General features: G+C 63.3%; 13 protein-coding genes. 4 read left to right on the top strand and 9 right to left on the bottom strand.

Going from position 1 to position 14,910, the window contains the following annotated elements; translation table 11 throughout:
* Positions 1-45: 45 nt before the first annotated feature.
* From ACR0J1_RS07330 to ACR0J1_RS07345, 4 genes are read right to left on the bottom strand one after another with little or no spacing between them, the layout of a single operon-like run.
* Positions 46-2,088, bottom strand: a complete 2,043-nt coding sequence (locus tag ACR0J1_RS07330) for a hypothetical protein (protein ID WP_480731828.1) — start codon at positions 2,086-2,088, stop codon at positions 46-48.
* Complete coding sequence (locus ACR0J1_RS07335) at positions 2,085-4,847, bottom strand: DUF4159 domain-containing protein (RefSeq protein ID WP_480731830.1); 2,763 nt, start codon at positions 4,845-4,847, stop codon at positions 2,085-2,087. The genes ACR0J1_RS07330 and ACR0J1_RS07335 overlap by 4 nt, the downstream gene beginning before the upstream one ends.
* Positions 4,844-5,719, bottom strand: a complete 876-nt coding sequence (locus ACR0J1_RS07340) for a DUF58 domain-containing protein (RefSeq protein WP_480731832.1) — start codon at positions 5,717-5,719, stop codon at positions 4,844-4,846. The genes ACR0J1_RS07335 and ACR0J1_RS07340 overlap by 4 nt, the downstream gene beginning before the upstream one ends.
* Positions 5,716-6,723 (bottom strand): AAA family ATPase, encoded by a 1,008-nt coding sequence (locus ACR0J1_RS07345; protein WP_480731834.1) that lies wholly within the window; start codon positions 6,721-6,723, stop codon positions 5,716-5,718. Before ACR0J1_RS07345 ends, ACR0J1_RS07340 begins: the two co-directional genes overlap by 4 nt.
* Positions 6,724-6,787: 64 nt before the next feature.
* Between ACR0J1_RS07345 and ACR0J1_RS07350 the strand changes: the two genes are divergently transcribed.
* Positions 6,788-7,363 carry a DUF1285 domain-containing protein gene (locus ACR0J1_RS07350; RefSeq protein WP_480731836.1) on the top strand — a complete coding sequence of 192 codons (576 nt, stop codon included), beginning with the start codon at positions 6,788-6,790 and terminating at the stop codon, positions 7,361-7,363.
* Here the strand turns inward: ACR0J1_RS07350 and ACR0J1_RS07355 are convergent.
* Positions 7,291-8,322, bottom strand: a complete 1,032-nt coding sequence (locus ACR0J1_RS07355) for a DMT family transporter (protein WP_480731838.1) — start codon at positions 8,320-8,322, stop codon at positions 7,291-7,293. The genes ACR0J1_RS07350 and ACR0J1_RS07355 overlap by 73 nt on opposite strands.
* A 145-nt stretch (positions 8,323-8,467) precedes the next feature.
* Here ACR0J1_RS07355 and ACR0J1_RS07360 point away from each other — a divergent pair, with 145 nt between their 5' ends.
* Complete coding sequence (locus tag ACR0J1_RS07360; protein WP_480731840.1) at positions 8,468-9,223, top strand: hydroxypyruvate isomerase family protein; 756 nt, start codon at positions 8,468-8,470, stop codon at positions 9,221-9,223.
* A gap of 72 nt (positions 9,224-9,295) precedes the next feature.
* Positions 9,296-9,526: a DUF2798 domain-containing protein gene (locus tag ACR0J1_RS07365; protein ID WP_480731841.1), complete on the top strand. Its 231-nt coding sequence runs from the start codon at positions 9,296-9,298 to the stop codon at positions 9,524-9,526.
* A gap of 41 nt (positions 9,527-9,567) precedes the next feature.
* On the opposite strand, the gene polA is transcribed toward ACR0J1_RS07365, so the two are convergent.
* The 3 genes from polA to ACR0J1_RS07380 form a co-directional block, all read right to left on the bottom strand.
* Positions 9,568-12,369, bottom strand: a complete 2,802-nt coding sequence (gene polA, locus ACR0J1_RS07370; protein WP_480731844.1) for a DNA polymerase I — start codon at positions 12,367-12,369, stop codon at positions 9,568-9,570.
* 75 nt (positions 12,370-12,444) lie between these two features.
* Entirely contained in the window at positions 12,445-13,110 is a 666-nt protein-coding gene (locus ACR0J1_RS07375; protein ID WP_480731846.1) for a YrbL family protein, read from the bottom strand.
* Between the two features lie 30 nt (positions 13,111-13,140).
* On the bottom strand, positions 13,141-13,314 hold the full coding sequence (locus tag ACR0J1_RS07380; RefSeq protein ID WP_480471943.1) for a zinc-finger domain-containing protein: 174 nt from the start codon (positions 13,312-13,314) through the stop codon (positions 13,141-13,143).
* 87 nt (positions 13,315-13,401) lie between these two features.
* Here ACR0J1_RS07380 and ACR0J1_RS07385 point away from each other — a divergent pair, with 87 nt between their 5' ends.
* The gene (locus ACR0J1_RS07385) at positions 13,402-14,394 is read left to right on the top strand and encodes an ABC transporter ATP-binding protein (protein ID WP_480732149.1); all 993 of its coding nucleotides are present in this window, start codon (positions 13,402-13,404) and stop codon (positions 14,392-14,394) included.
* On the opposite strand, the gene ACR0J1_RS07390 is transcribed toward ACR0J1_RS07385, so the two are convergent.
* Positions 14,391-14,858: a DUF1203 domain-containing protein gene (locus ACR0J1_RS07390; protein ID WP_480731848.1), complete on the bottom strand. Its 468-nt coding sequence runs from the start codon at positions 14,856-14,858 to the stop codon at positions 14,391-14,393. The two genes, ACR0J1_RS07385 and ACR0J1_RS07390, sit on opposite strands and share 4 nt — an antisense overlap.
* Positions 14,859-14,910: the final 52 nt, after the last annotated feature.

A 14,910-nucleotide genomic window follows, 5' to 3' on the forward strand; every position in this document is an offset into this window, starting at 1 on the left:
CGGGCACAGCATCGCGGCAGAGCGTGAAAAAGTGCTTAAACGCGGTTAGTGCCGCCCCTCGCGCAGCCAACCGCCCAGCAGGAAACCACCGGCCAGCAGCAGCACGAGCCATGGAGGCAGCAATCCGGCCTGCGTGACATCGCGGGTCTCATAGGCGTTGCGCGGGGTCAGTCCGATCCAGCCGCGCCCGGCTGCGGGACGTCCGGCACGCACATTGCGGATCACGGGCAGACCGTCTTCGACGCGGATGGTGCCGCCACGCAGGGCGGCCAGCGTCGGGTCCAGAATCTCGTCCGTGGCGATGGTGCGTTCGAATTCTTTCGGGGCTGCCGGGCCCAGACCGATGACGGCCGAATGCTCACCCTCCTGCAGGCGATAGAGACCGATTTCGGGGCCGAAATACTGCGCTTCGAACCGACCGGGGGACACCTCGTCCAACGTGATCTCAAGCGTGTCGCCATTGGGGCGCGTCACGGTGACCGGGCCGACCTCGTCCGAGAGGGTCTGGCGGATGATGCGCATCGACTGGCCATTGGCCTCGGCCCACAGGGCCTCTTCCTCAAGCTCCGGCTCTTTCATCATCCAATGGGCCAGTCTGCGCAGCAGTTCCAGCTGCGGGCCGCCGCCTTCGAACCCACGACTCCAGAGCCACGCGTGATCCGAGGCAATCAGCGCCACGCGCCCCTCGCCCACACGGTCCAGCACCAGTAGCGGGCGGTCATCAACACCGGTCATCAGCATCTCGCCGGACCGTTGCCGCACGTCCACCTGCCGCAGCCATGCGCCCCAGTGTTCCGCATCGCCCAGATCTGTGGTCACCGGATGGCGCTCCCCCAGGTCAGAGACCATCGGCACATAGCGTTCCTCGATGACACGAGCGGTGGGTTGCGCAGGGATCATAGGACCCAGCGGGGACCGAAAGATACTGTCGGCAGTTGCGAAATCCGGCCCGGCATTGACCAGCACCGCGCCACCGCCTTCGATATAGTTGGTGACATTGTCCAGATAGATCGCAGGCAGGATGCCGCGCCGCTTGTAGCGGTCAAAGATGATCAGGTCGAAATCGTTGATCTTTTCCAGAAACAGCTCGCGCGTTGGAAAGGCGATCAGCGAGAGTTCGTCGACCGGTACGCCGTCCTGTTTCTCGGGCGGGCGCAGAATGGTGAAATGGACCAGATCGACCGAGCTGTCGGATTTCAGCAGGTTGCGCCATGTGCGCCCGCCCGGATGCGGTTCACCCGAGACGAGCAGAACACGCAGCCGGTCCCGTACGCCGTTCATCTGGATCAGGGCAGTGTTGTTGCGGTCGGTCAGCTCGCCCTCGGCCTCGGGGACGGTGAACTGGATGACGTTGCGCCCGCCATGGGGCAGCGTGATCGGCAGTTCCACGTCCAGACCGATGGGGATGGTAAATTGCTCTGGCTCGGCCCCGTCGACCGAAATCTCAAGCGGCGCGGTTGTGGTACCTGTGGGGGCTGCTCCGGTGTCCTCGACCCGTAAAGTCAGGGTCACGGGTTCGCCGATAATGGCGAAGGCGGGGGCGTTGCGGACGATCAGGTGGCGGTCCCAGTCGGTGGTCCGTCCGGTTTGCAGCAGGTGCATCGGAGCAGGCAGATCGGGGGCCTGATCGGCGTCGTGGACGATACCATCCGAGACCACCAAGACGCCCGCAATCCGCGCGCGCGGTTCTTCGGTCAGGGCGGCGTTCAGGGCGGCCATGATCTGCGTTCCCTCGTCTCCATCGCCATCGCCGACCTTGATCCGGCGCAGTTCGGTGTTGTCGCGGGACTCGATCTCAGCAGCGAGGGCATCGGCTGCCTGCACCGTTTGCTCGGCCCGGTCCGAGAGCGTCTGACTGGCGCTTTCATCCTCGATCATCAGCACGATGTCTGTCAGCGGTGCGCGATCCTCGACCTGATAAACAGGACCGCTGAGCGCCCCAAGGACCACCAAAGCCGCCAACCCGCGCAGGGCCCAGCCCGACAGGCCGCGCCACAGCGCCAGCACGACGCCCGCAAGCGCAATTGCGGCCACGGCGACCAGCACGGGCCATGGAATCAGCGGATCAAAGATGACGGTTCCGGTCATTGTCCCAGCCTGTCCAGAAGGGCGGGCACGTGCACCTGATCGGATTTGTAGTTCCCCGTCAGCACATGCATCACCAGATTGACGCCAAAGCGATTGGCCAGTTCCCGCTGCCGTTCCCCGGCATAGCCCCGACCCACAGGCAGCAAAGATTGACCATTGCGATCCACAGCCCAAGCCCCGGCCCAGTCATTGCCGCCGATCACCACCGGGGTCACGTTGTCGTTGAGGTTGCGGAACGGCATCCCCTCGATCTGTTCGGCATCGGGCGGCGCGGCCTCGACCCAGACCTCGGTGCCGGAATAGCGACCGGGGAAATCCTGCAGCAGATAGAAGGCACGGGTCAGGACATGATCGCGTGGAACAGGCTCTAACGACGGGATATTCAGCGGCCCGGCCAGTTGCTGCAACTTGCGTCCGTTCGGGCTGGAGGCACCAAAACCGGCGATATCGGCATCGCGCGTATCGAACAGGATCATCCCGCCCGAGCGCAGATAAGCGTTGAGCTTGGCATAAGCCTCGACCGAGGGTTGCGGCTGATCGGGCGTGATCGGCCAGTAGAGCAGCGGGAAAAAGGCAAGCTCATCGCGTTCCAGATCGACGCCGATTGGGTCGGCGGGCTCGACCGAGGTGCGGAAATGCAGTGTCTGCACAAGCCCCCGCAGCCCGGCCAATGCGATATCATCGACCTGAGAATCTCCGGTCAAAACATGCGCCAGCACCAGTTCCTGCGTTGCACTCAGCGCGAAATCGGTATCGTCGGGCGTCTGCGCCTGCGCATCCGGTGCGATCAGCAACGCGCCCAACGCCACGGCTGTTGCGCGCGCCAAGCCCAACCGCCCGGACAGCGCCAGCGAAGCGATGACATCGATCGTCAGCAACACCAGCGCGAGGCTCAGCAACAGGCCCGCCAGCGGTGTTTCGGTCGTCACCTCCTGCCCCCGGATCGGGACATCGGCGGGCCAGACCGCAGGCGTCAGCACCGCATCCTCGGCGAGCACATTTCGCGCAAGCTTCTGCTTGCCGCTTTCATACAGCCCTGGACGCAGGTCTGGCCCAATCTGGCCCGAGACCAGATCAACCCCATCGACCCCGGCCAGCGTTCCCGCGTCGGTCAGGGTGCCGAAGCCGTCCAGTATCTGAACAGGTTCCCACACGGTGCCCTGCATCTGCGCCTCTTGTCGCGATTTGGCCGCCGAGGCCACAGCCAGCCGGTCCAACATTTCGACAAACAACCCGGACAACGGCAGGCTGGACCATTCCGCATCCGCGGTCACATGGAACAGCACCACCTGCCCCAGACCCAGCGGTTTACGAGTCACCAGCGGCGTACCATCGGAGAGCGACGCGATCACCCGATCGGCCAGATTAGGGTCTGGTTGTGCCATCACCTGCGTGGTCACGGCCACATCTGCGGGGATATCTAACCCATAGAACGGTGAGTTTTCGGGGAACGGCGCCAACCCTTTGGCCTCGCCCCAACTCATGGCCCCGCCGACCGAACGACCACCGCTGCGCAGTCGAACCGGCAGCAGCGTGTCTTCCTCATCGCGACCCAGATCGCTCGCCGCCATGCGCGGGCCGGCAAAGCGCAGCAGCAACCCGCCCTGCTCGACCCATTCGATCACCCCCGCCTGTTCCGTGTCAGACAGCTTGGCCACATCGGCCAGCGCAATGACATCGGGGTTGGCGGGCAAGACCTCGGCCAGACCGCCTTCGACAAAGTCAGCGGTCGGGATCAACACCTGTGTCAGGTAATGCAGCGGCGACAGCAGCTCCAGCCCCTCGCGGTTCAGGCTGCCTGCAATCAGCGCTACCTCGCGCCGCCGCAGGCTGTCATCGGTCAGAGTAACAGCACCGGCCGAGCGTTGGCCCTGCAGTTCGAACCGGGTGATCCGCGCGCGCAATTCCGAAGGCAGCGCAAGATCAATTTGCGCCTGTGTAGAGCCACTTTCGAACTCCAGCGGTGTGGATTGCAGCACCCGCATCGCACCCGCCGGATCGCGCCCCTGCGCCAGAACGGTGACGGTTTCTGCGGGGCCCGGATTGGCGCGCAGCACGCTGAGCTGGATCGCGCCATCCTGATAGCTGGCCGGCAGAATCGCGGTGACGGGACCGGAGGATTGGTAGACGATCACATCTCCACGCTCTTTCAGGGCTGCGGTCAGGCGATCATGCCCGGCATAGTCCAGCCGGTCGCTGAACCAATGGGTATCAAAGCCGCCCTCAACCTGCGCAAGCGTTGTCATTGTCTGGTCAATCTGCGCATCGGTGGGTTGCCACGGCATCGGAGTCAGGCCGGGCAAACGCCCGCGCCACGCCTCGGCGGCCTGAAAGACAGGGGTTTCCGGTTCGGTCAGGTTCAGGATCGAGACCGGGCGGCCCGCGCGTCCGGCCTCGGTCAGTTGCGCGTCGATCTGATCCAGTGTCGATGACCAGCGCGTCGCCCCTGCCCAGCTGGCATCCAGCACCAGCAAGAGCGGCCCCGACCCGGTTTCATCGCGCGAGGGGTTCAGCACCGGACCCGCCAGCCCGATGATGATCGCCGCTGCCGCCAGCATTCGCAGCAAGAGCAGCCACCATGGCGTGCGGTCCGAGACGCTTTCGTCATCCTTCAGACCCAGCAGCAGGGTCACCGCCGGGAACAGGCGACGGATCGGAGCGGGCGGCACCGCGCGCAGGATCAGCCACAGGATCGGCAGGGTCAAAAGCCCCAGCAGCACCCATGGCGCGGTAAAGCCGATGCCTGCCAAAACCGTCATCGCGAACCCCCGTCGAGCGCGCGATAGAGCCACAACAGAGCCGATTGCGCGCTGTCGCCGGTGTGGTGCAGACCCATTTGCCAACCCGTCGCGCGGCACAGCTGCGTCAGCGCATCCTTGCGCTGTGCAAGGCGATCCAGATAGCGATCACGCAGGTCTGCGGCTTTCAAGGTTTCATGGCGGGCGGTGCCGCCGACGCTTTCAAAGATCGTGCGCCCGGCATAGGGAAAGGATTCCTCGCTGGGATCCAGAACCTGCAGCAACACCCCGCGCACGCCCCGGTCAGCAGCCTTGGTCAGCGCCAGTTCGACCTCATCCAGCGGGCCGAGAAAATCGGATATGAACACGGCGCGGGCATGAGGGATCATGGCGCGGTGTTCGGGCGGGGCATAATCCGTCTGTGAGTCCTCGGACCATGCCTGCGCCAGACGGATGATCTGCGCATTACCGCGCCGAGGCGGCAGGGTGGTGCCTGTCAGGCCCACACGTTCTCCGCCCCGCACCAACAGGATGGCGGTGGCCAGCCCGAGCAGACGCGCGCGCTCTGCCTTGGTCGGTAGGTCCTTTTCGGACGCAAACCGCATCGATGCGCCCTGATCGACCCACAGCATGATCGACTGGGCAATCTGCCATTCGCGTTCGCGCACAAACTGCTGATCGCCACGGGCCGAACGCCTGTGATCAATCAAACGCCGACTGTCACCGATCTGCGCCGGGCGGTATTGCCAGAAATCATCCCCCAGACCCGAACGCCTGCGCCCATGGTCACCAAGTAACACGGTTCCGGCCAGATGCTCGGCGCGCGCCAAAAGGGGCGGCAGCCGGGACGCTTCGGCCTCAGATCGTTCGCGTAGGGTCTGGGCGGCGTTCACGCCGCGGCCTCGGTGCGGATCAGGCCCATGGCGGTCGAGTCGATCAGATCCGCCAGACTGTCACCGCGCGCCCGCGCCGCAAAGTTCAGCGCCATCCGGTGGCTGAGCACCGGACGGGCCATCGCCAGCACATCCTCGGCATTGGGGGCCAGACGCCCTTGCAGCATCGCACTGGCACGAACGGTCATCATCAGCGCCTGCGCTGCGCGCGGACCGGGGCCCCAGGCAACGGTTTCTTTCACCCGTTCGGACACGCCCGCCTCGTCCGGGCGGAAAGCTCGGACGAGATCGAGGATCAGTTCCACCACCGACTCACCCACCGGCATCCGGCGCAACAGAACCTGCGCGGCCAGCAGCTCTTCTTTGGTGAAAATCTGATGCGCCTCGTCTTCCTCGACGCCCGTGGTCGCCAGCAGAATGTCGCGCTCGGTATCGCGGTTGGGATAATTCACATCGACCTGCACCAGAAACCGGTCCAGCTGCGCCTCGGGCAGCGGATAGGTGCCCTCTTGTTCGATCGGGTTCTGCGTCGCCAGCACGTGGAACGGCACGCCCAGTACCCGGTCCTCACCCGCCACGGTCACGGTACGTTCTTGCATCGCCTGCAGCAGCGCAGATTGGGTACGGGGGCTGGCACGGTTGATTTCGTCCGCCATCAGCAATTCGCAAAAGATCGGGCCGGAAATGAAACGGAAATGGCGACTGCCGTCCTCGGCCGTATCCAGAACTTCGGAGCCCAGAATATCGGCAGGCATCAGGTCCGGCGTGAACTGGATGCGGTTGCCATGCAGGCCCATGACGGTCGACAGCGTTTCCACCAGCCGCGTCTTGCCCAGCCCCGGCAGGCCGATCAACAAAGCGTGACCGCCACACAAAAGCGCGGTCAGGGTCAGGTCCACCACCCGCTCCTGCCCAATGAACCGGCGGGTGATCGAGGACTTGGCCTCTTGCAGCTTATCTTCCAGCGCTTCGATCTCGGCGACGAGGTCGGCGGGTTCGGTCATGACTTTCCCTTCCGTGGACTATTATGGTTGAAGTGTATCGCGCTGAGAGGAAATGGCAAAAGCAATGAGCGGACAAAAACCTGTGAAACCTTCTGCCGATGATCTGGCAGCCTCGGTCCGGGCGGCCAAAACGCGGGGCTTGCCGCCCGTTCACCTGTGGACTCCTCCGTTTTGCGGCGATCTGGACATGCGGATCGCCAAAGATGGCACATGGTTCTATATGGGGTCGCCAATCCGGCGGGTCGAGCTGGTGAAGCTATTTTCCTCAATTCTTAAGAAAGAAGAGGGCCGCTATTACCTCGTGACCCCGGTCGAGAAGGTGGGAATCACCGTCGAGGACGCCCCGTTCGTGGCCGTCGATTTCGATATCGCGGGTCAAGGCACGGCGCAGGCGCTGAGCTTCACGACCCATGTGGGCGACACGGCCGTCGCGGGTCCCGATCATCCGATCCGCATTGTTACCGATCCGGCAACAGAAGAGCCCTCACCTTACATACTGGTGCGCGCTGATCTTGAGGCGCGGATCGACCGCAAGAGCTTTTACCGCCTTGTCGATATTGGCACGCATCACGACGGCTGGTTCGGCGTCTGGTCGGGCGGGCAATTCTTCGGGCTGATCCGATCAGAGGCACTGGGCTGAACCATCCGGCGGTCCTGCGCCAGCAGCACCGCCAGCGCCACGATCCCGGCGCCCAGCGCGCGAGTCCAGTTCCACTCATCCCCCAGCACCACCATGATGACCATCACGTAAAAAGGCGCGACGTTGATGTGAAACGACGCCAGCGCCACGCCCAGCCGCCCGACCGAGGCGACGAACAGAAACTGGCTGAGACCAAAAGACACCAGCGCATAGATCATCAGCATCCCCAACTGCGGCGCATCCACCGGGCGGTCGGGCCGGATGTCCAGCCCCGCCAGCGCCGCGCCCGAAATCAGGACGACCGCGGTGACCAGCCCTCCGGCCAGGGTGATCGTGCTGCGGCCCATCGGGCCGAGCTCGGGGAAATCCCGCGCCGTGGCCATGCTGGCCCAGCAGAACAGCGCCGTCGACACTACGGCACAAAGCGCACCCAGCCCCAGTTGCGCCGGAGCCACTGCGCTGGTCGCGATCAGGCCGCCAAGGATCGAGACCCCCACGCCCAGCGCAAACCGCCACCGCAGCCTCCGGGTGCCCGCCATCAGTTCCAGCAATGTTGCAATCAGCGGCGCGCAAGAGGCGATGATGGCGACCGTCACGGGATCAGTAAATTTCTGCGCCAGAATGATCAGGAACATGCCCGTCCCCAGCACGCCGCCCACAAACAGCGCGTGGCCCCACCGCGCCCGCAGCACCCGCGCAGGCCCGTCCAGCCACAGCCACAGCGGCACCATCACCGCCACCGCCAGCACCAGCCGCGCGCCAAACAACGCAATCGGCGGCCAGCTTTGCAGCAGGATCTCGGCCGCCGGAAAACCCGCCGCCCATGTCAGCATCGATCCCACCGCCAGACCATTGCCCGACAGCGCCGAGGACCGCCCGGCAGGCGCAGCAAGGGCGTGCCCGCGCGCGGGTTCAGGGCTCATCGCCATAGTGTTCAGACCTTCTCGTGGGCGCGGCATCCGTGAAATGACCTGCCGCGATGGCCAGAGCCTGACTGATTCGACCCACCCGATCTGGCCGATTTTCGACAATCTGTCGTTTTCAGTCCCTTTCGCCACCCTCGCCCGGCGGCTAGACTTACCGCTGCACCAACCGGGACCACTCATGCCCAGATATGCCGCCAATCTCTCGCTGCTCTTCACCGAGTTGCCCTATCTCGACCGGTTCACCGCCGCCACCCAAGCGGGATTCGAGGCGGTCGAAATCCTGTTCCCCTACGATCTGGCCGCCAAGGAAACCCGCCGCGCCCTGCTGGCCAGCGGGCTGGATCTGGTGCTGATCAACGCGCCGCCCCCCAACTACACCGGAGGCGAGCCCGGCTATGCCGCCGTTCCGGGTGGCGAGGGCCGGTTCAGGTCCGATATCAAACGCGTCCTGCGCTATGCTGAAGTGTTGCGACCCGGCCTGATCCACATAATGTCGGGCTACGCCTCAGGCCCCGAGGCGCTGGAGTGTTTCGTCGAAAACCTGCAATGGGCCGCCGACAACGCGCCACATCAGCGGTTCACGATCGAACCGCTCAACCCCGTCTCTCAACCTGGCTATTTCCTGAACGATTACGATCTGGCAGCACAGGTGTTGGACCGGGTGAACCGCCCCAATCTGGGCCTGCAATATGACAGCTTCCACGCCCAGATGATCCACGGCGATGCGCTGGCGGTCTGGGACCGCTTTTATGACCGCGCTCTCCACGTCCAGATCGGCGCAGCCCCCGACCGCGCGGAACCCGGTTCCGGCCCGACCGATTTCCCTGCGCTGTTTACCGCCATCGACGCCAGCGGCTATACCGGCTGGGTCAGCGCCGAATACACGCCCTCGACCCCACGCACCGAGGCCTCGCTGAGCTGGATGCGACACTAAGGCTCGACGCCGCACTGGCCATCACATATCGCATACCGCATATGTGCGGGGTGCCGACCGAAGGAGACGCCCATGATTCCCGCCCGCTTTGCGACCGCCCTGTTCGGTTTCATCATGTCCGGGCTGATGTCCTGCATCGTCACCGGCATCGCCACGGTCAAGGCCATCGGGTTCGGCCCCTCCACCTTTGGCGACTGGATGGCGTCATGGGCGTTCTGCTGGCCCATCGCCTTCACCGTAATCCTGACGCTGGGCCCTGCCGTCAAACGTCTGGTCGCACACCTTGTCAGGCCCGAGGCCTGACCGCTGCGAAGAGGGCCCGCCGGGCCTGATGAGCAGCGACCCTAGTGCGCCTCGGCCCAGTTCGCGCCCTGCCCTGCATCCGCGACCAGCTTGATATCCAGCTTCACCGCCGGGTCTGCCGCCCCCTCCATGACATCCCGCGCCACGCCGATCACCTGATCCACCGCGTCTTCGGCCACTTCGAACAGCAATTCGTCATGCACCTGTAACAACATCTTTGCGGGTAGGCCCTCAATCGCCCCCGGCATCCGCACCATCGCCCGCCGGATCACATCCGCAGCCGTTCCTTGTATCGGCGCATTGATCGCGGCACGGCGCGAGAAACCCGCATGGGGGCCCTTGGCATTGATCTCGGGCGTGTGGATTTTGCGTCCGAACAGGGTCTGGACGTAGCCATTCTCCTTCGCGAAGGCGACCGTGTCGTCCATATAGGTCCGAATACCTGGGAAGCGTTCGAAATAACGGTCGATGAACCCCTGCGCCTCGGCGCGCGGGATGCGCAGGTTCCGCGCCAGACCAAAGCCTGAAATGCCGTAGATCACACCAAAATTGATCGCCTTGGCCTGCCGCCTGATTTCCGGCGTCATCTCGTCCAGCGGCACGTCGAACATCTCGGACGCGGTCATGGCGTGAATGTCCAGCCCATCCGCAAACGCCTGTTTTAGGGTCGAAATATCGGCGATATGGGCCAGAATCCGCAACTCGATCTGGCTATAGTCCAGACTGACCATCACATTACCCGGCTCGGCGATGAACGCCTCGCGAATGCGCCGGCCTTCCTCGGTCCGCACCGGGATGTTCTGCAGGTTAGGATCAGTCGAGGCCAGTCGCCCCGTGTTCGCGCCGGTGATCGAATAAGACGTGTGAACCCGGCCCGTATCGGGGTTGATATGGGTCTGCAGCGCGTCCGTATAGGTCGATTTCAGCTTGGACAACTGCCGCCAATCCAGCACCCGGCGGGGCAACTCGTGCTCGGTGGCAAGGTCTTCCAAAATATCCGCGCCGGTCGAGTACTTCCCGGTCTTGCCCTTCTTGCCGCCCTCAAGCCCCATCTTGTCGAACAAGATCTCGCCCAGTTGCGCGGGGGAGCCGACGTTGAAATTCTCGCCGGCCAGTTCATGAATCTCAGCCTCTAACCCGGCCATTTTCTGGGCAAATGCGTTGGACATTCGAGACAGGACATCGCGGTCGACCTTGATGCCGTGCATCTCCATTTCCTTGAGCACCGGCACCAGTGGGCGTTCCAGTGTCTCATACACGGTCGTCACCTGCACCTGATGCAATTGCGGCTTGAACAGTTTCCACAGGCGCAGGGTGATATCCGCGTCCTCGGCGGCATAGGCGGTGGCTTCGTCAATCGGAACCTTGTCGAAGGTGATCGCCGACTTGCCCGATCCCAACAGCGGTTTAATCGGGATTGGCGTGTGGCTGAGATAGCGCTCGGACAGGGTGTCCATGCCGTGCCCATGCTCACCGCCATGCATCGCGTAGGACATCAACATCGTGTCGTCGATGGGGGCCACGTTGATACCGTAACGCGCGAAAATCTTCGCGTCATATTTCATATTCTGCCCGATTTTCAGGATCGAAGGATCCTCGAACATTGGTTTCAGCAGGTTTAGAGCCTGATCTAGCGGCATCTGCCCCTCGGCCAGCGCGTCGGTTCCAAACAGATCATCTGTCGCGCTTTCGCGGTGGATCAGCGGGATGTAACACGCCTCACCCGCCTCAACGCACAGCGAAATGCCCACCAGTTCAGCGATCATTTGGTTCAGGCCGGTGGTCTCGGTATCCACCGCGATCCAGCCGCGTTCATACGCCTGATCGATCCATTTCTGCAGCGCCGCAGCGTCGCGTACGCATTCGTACTTCGACGCATCGAACGGAACATCTTCTACCTCGGACACCACCTCGGGCGCAGGGGCATCAGCGATGACCGGAGCCTCGGCGCCCAGCTTGTCAGCGATGCGTTTGGTGAGGGTGCGGAACTCCATCTCGGCCAGAAAGCCCAGCAATGTGCCCGGCTCGGGATCGCGGACCTCAAGATCATCCAGCGTGAAATCGAGCGGCGTCTGTTCATCCAGTTGCACCAGCTTTTTCGACAACTCGATCTGGTCACGCTTTTCGATCAAAGTCTGGCGGCGCTTGGGCTGTTTGATCTCTTCGGCGCGGTCCAGCAGGGTTTCGAGATCGCCATATTCGTTGATCAGCAGCGCCGCCGTCTTGACCCCGATGCCCGGTGCGCCCGGTACGTTGTCGACTGAATCCCCGGCCAGAGCCTGCACATCAACCACGCGTTCGGGACCAACGCCAAACTTTTCGAAAACCCCGTCGCGGTCGATGCGTTTGTTCTTCATCGCGTCCAGCATCTCGACGCCGTCGCCCACGAGCTGCATCAGGTCCTTGTCGGAGCTGACGATGGTCACACGCCCCCCCGCCTCGCGGGCCTGAACGGCAAGCGTCGCGATGATATCGTCGGCCTCATAGCCCTCCAGCTCCTTGCAGGCGATGTTGAACGCCTTCGTCGCCTCGCGGGTCAGGGGCATCTGCGGGCGCAGATCCTCGGGCATCGCCTCGCGGTTGGCTTTGTAAAGGTCGTAAAGGTCGTTGCGGAAGGTATGGGAGCCCTTGTCGAAGATCACCGCCACGTGGGTCGGCGCATCCGGCCCCGCGTTATCCTCGACATATTTTTGTAGCATATTGCAGAAGCCCGACACCGCCCCAATCGGCAATCCATCCGACTTCCGCGTCAACGGCGGCAGCGCGTGGTAGGCACGGAAGATAAAGGCCGATCCGTCAATCAGATGCAGATGGCAGCCTTTTCCGAATTGCGTCGTGGTCATATGAGGGCTCCTGCGCTGGGTTGCGCCAAGTTGTACCGAATGCGTTGGCAAAAGACGAGGCCGCTCAGAGCTCTATCAGCGGCCTGAGAATTTGCGCTCCGACGGGTCCCAGACCAGCCCGGATTTCTGGGCGATGACCGCGAATTGTTTGCTGAGCGAGCGATCATTCAGACGTTTGGACATGCTGCGCAGAGGGACAAGGTTGCGCTCTCCGTAGCCGTCGATCAGGAAAAAGGCCGGGGCACCGCCGCGGGTGCCATAGACGATATTTGAGCGCTTGACGTCGCGGGCAACGATCTGCAGATCGAACATCCTGGCGACAAAGGCGTTCAGATCCTGCAGAAGCGCATCTGTCAGCCGGTCCGGCGCCAGCAAAGGGCTAAGCTTTTCGGCGAGGCCGCCATCCGGCCCGCTGATCCGTTCCACCGCAACGCCGGGGCCGCGGCTGGTCTGCACCACGCCCAGCATCCGCGACAGCGGAGACTGGCTGATCCGATCACCAAGCCTGAGCGCGACGCGCAGCTCGCATTCGATCTCTTTCAATATGCTGCGATAACGCGCGCTTGGTACCAGCTTCCACGCCAGGCGCTTGCCCCAACGATGCGAGACGCGATCCTCGGCGCGAGTAAATACCTTGATCAGCAGATCGGGCTGGCCGGGAAACTCATAGACGCTGCGGACGGTGCCGTTTGCGATGGGCTGCTGATCGGAAAGGTCGATGGTCGTGGCTGCAAACAGCATCCTCTGTCCTTTCCGGTCACACGCGGCCGATCAGCCCTCATGCCCTTTCAGAACGTATTTGCAGTCGCAATACGGGCATTCGACCCAGCCGGTATCCTCGGGGATTTGCAGCCAGACGCGCGGATGGCCCAATGCCCCTTCGCCACCGTCACAGGCGACGCGAGAGGTTTCCACGATCTTGGTTTCCGGCGCTTCGATGGTCACGGCTGGCGATCCTTCTTCGGTTGTCGGCCTCGCGGGCATGGTTTAGGTGCGTTTATGAGCGATGAGCAAACCGGGGGCAAGAGCCACATGGCCGATGCGGCAATCAGGATCGAAGGGCTGCGCAAAACCTATCGCGGCAGCAAGGGCCAGCCCGAGAAGCAGGCGTTGAAGGGGATCGACCTGACGATCCCGCGAGGATCGGTCTTTGGGTTGCTGGGGCCGAACGGGGCCGGGAAATCGACGCTGATCAACATTCTGGCGGGGCTTGTGGTCAAGACCTCGGGGCATGTGTCGATCTGCGGCTATGATCAGGACCGCAACCCGCGCCAGTCGCGTGCCGCCATCGGCGTGATGCCGCAGGAACTGAACCTTGATCCGTTCTTCACCCCACGCGGCGCGTTGGAGGTTCAGGCTGGCCTGTACGGTGTGCCCAAGGCCGAACGCCGCAGCGACGAGATTCTCGAGCTGGTGGGCCTCAGCGACAAGGCCGAGGCTTATGCGCGCACGCTGTCGGGCGGGATGCGACGGCGGCTGCTGCTGGCCAAGGCGCTGGTGCATCACCCGCAGATTCTGGTGCTGGATGAACCGACCGCAGGCGTCGATATCGAATTGCGGCAGATGCTGTGGGCCAACGTGCGCAAGCTGAACGAGCAGGGCATGACCATCATCCTGACCACGCATTATCTGGAAGAAGCGCAAGAGATGTGCGACGAGATCGCCATCATCAACCAGGGCGAGAAGGTCGCGCAGGACAGCACCGCCAACCTGCTGGGCCGCATGGACAGCCGCACCATGGTCATCATCCCCGACGCGCCCATCCAGACTTTGCCCGACGCCGAAGACGTGACCGCCGCGCTGCGCGACGATGGCGATCTGGTGCTGCAGTATCACAGCAACCAGACCAGCGCCGAACAGGTGCTCGAGGCGGTGCGGCAAGCCGGTATCCGCATCCGCGACGTCCGCACCGAAGAGGCCGATCTGGAAGACGTCTTCCTCGCGCTGACCTCAAGCCGGTCCGATGATCTGCCTGCGGACGACCCCGATCAGCCGCACCGGGGAATGCACCGCGTCAAGCTTTAGGCGCGGTCAATCCGCGCGTGATAGCAGTTGTTCAGAGCTGATCGGATGTGGATATAGGCCACCTCGGCGCGGTCAAAGATCGCCTCGGCGGCCTCGTGCAACTGCGCCTGCGGCGTGATGATGCCGGTGCCGTAAACGATCCGATCATCGGCCCCATATCCCTTGATCAGGTAGTTGGGTGAATCGGCCAGAGCCTCAGGCAGATCCATCGAGGCATCGTAGCGCTCGCACGGCTCTGCACAGAGGTAAATCGGCCCTGTTTCGGCAAAAGGCTGCGTTTTGGGAAAGGGCCTGTGGGCCAGCACCAGCATCTCTTTGCCTTCGGGAATATAGGTCAGACAGTGGCGGCAGGGATTGCCTGCGCCGTTGGACATGGCCCGTTCGGGCGGGTTGCCATAGCCGTCCAGAGCGCCGCGCCGGTAGGCCTGAACCTGATCAGTGGGAAGGGCAGAAATCTTTTGCATGATACGTCTCCTTGCTTTGGGATGATAATGATTGCAGCGCATCTGCGCCTCG

The organism is Ruegeria sp. CJ3, from assembly GCF_056536725.1.

What these genes read in the sequence shown, in the direction of transcription:
- ACR0J1_RS07365 (WP_480731841.1), top strand. Translation starts at nt 9,296, where the DNA reads ATGATTCCCGCCCGCTTTGCGACCGCCCTGTTCGGTTTCATCATGTCC.
- ACR0J1_RS07350 (WP_480731836.1), top strand. Translation starts at nt 6,788, where the DNA reads ATGAGCGGACAAAAACCTGTGAAACCTTCTGCCGATGATCTGGCAGCC.
- ACR0J1_RS07360 (WP_480731840.1), top strand. Translation starts at nt 8,468, where the DNA reads ATGCCCAGATATGCCGCCAATCTCTCGCTGCTCTTCACCGAGTTGCCC.
- ACR0J1_RS07335 (WP_480731830.1), bottom strand. Translation starts at nt 4,847, where the DNA reads ATGACGGTTTTGGCAGGCATCGGCTTTACCGCGCCATGGGTGCTGCTG.
- ACR0J1_RS07390 (WP_480731848.1), bottom strand. Translation starts at nt 14,858, where the DNA reads ATGCAAAAGATTTCTGCCCTTCCCACTGATCAGGTTCAGGCCTACCGG.
- ACR0J1_RS07375 (WP_480731846.1), bottom strand. Translation starts at nt 13,110, where the DNA reads ATGCTGTTTGCAGCCACGACCATCGACCTTTCCGATCAGCAGCCCATC.
- ACR0J1_RS07345 (WP_480731834.1), bottom strand. Translation starts at nt 6,723, where the DNA reads ATGACCGAACCCGCCGACCTCGTCGCCGAGATCGAAGCGCTGGAAGAT.
- ACR0J1_RS07330 (WP_480731828.1), bottom strand. Translation starts at nt 2,088, where the DNA reads ATGACCGGAACCGTCATCTTTGATCCGCTGATTCCATGGCCCGTGCTG.
- polA (WP_480731844.1), bottom strand. Translation starts at nt 12,369, where the DNA reads ATGACCACGACGCAATTCGGAAAAGGCTGCCATCTGCATCTGATTGAC.
- ACR0J1_RS07355 (WP_480731838.1), bottom strand. Translation starts at nt 8,322, where the DNA reads ATGCCGCGCCCACGAGAAGGTCTGAACACTATGGCGATGAGCCCTGAA.
- ACR0J1_RS07385 (WP_480732149.1), top strand. Translation starts at nt 13,402, where the DNA reads ATGGCCGATGCGGCAATCAGGATCGAAGGGCTGCGCAAAACCTATCGC.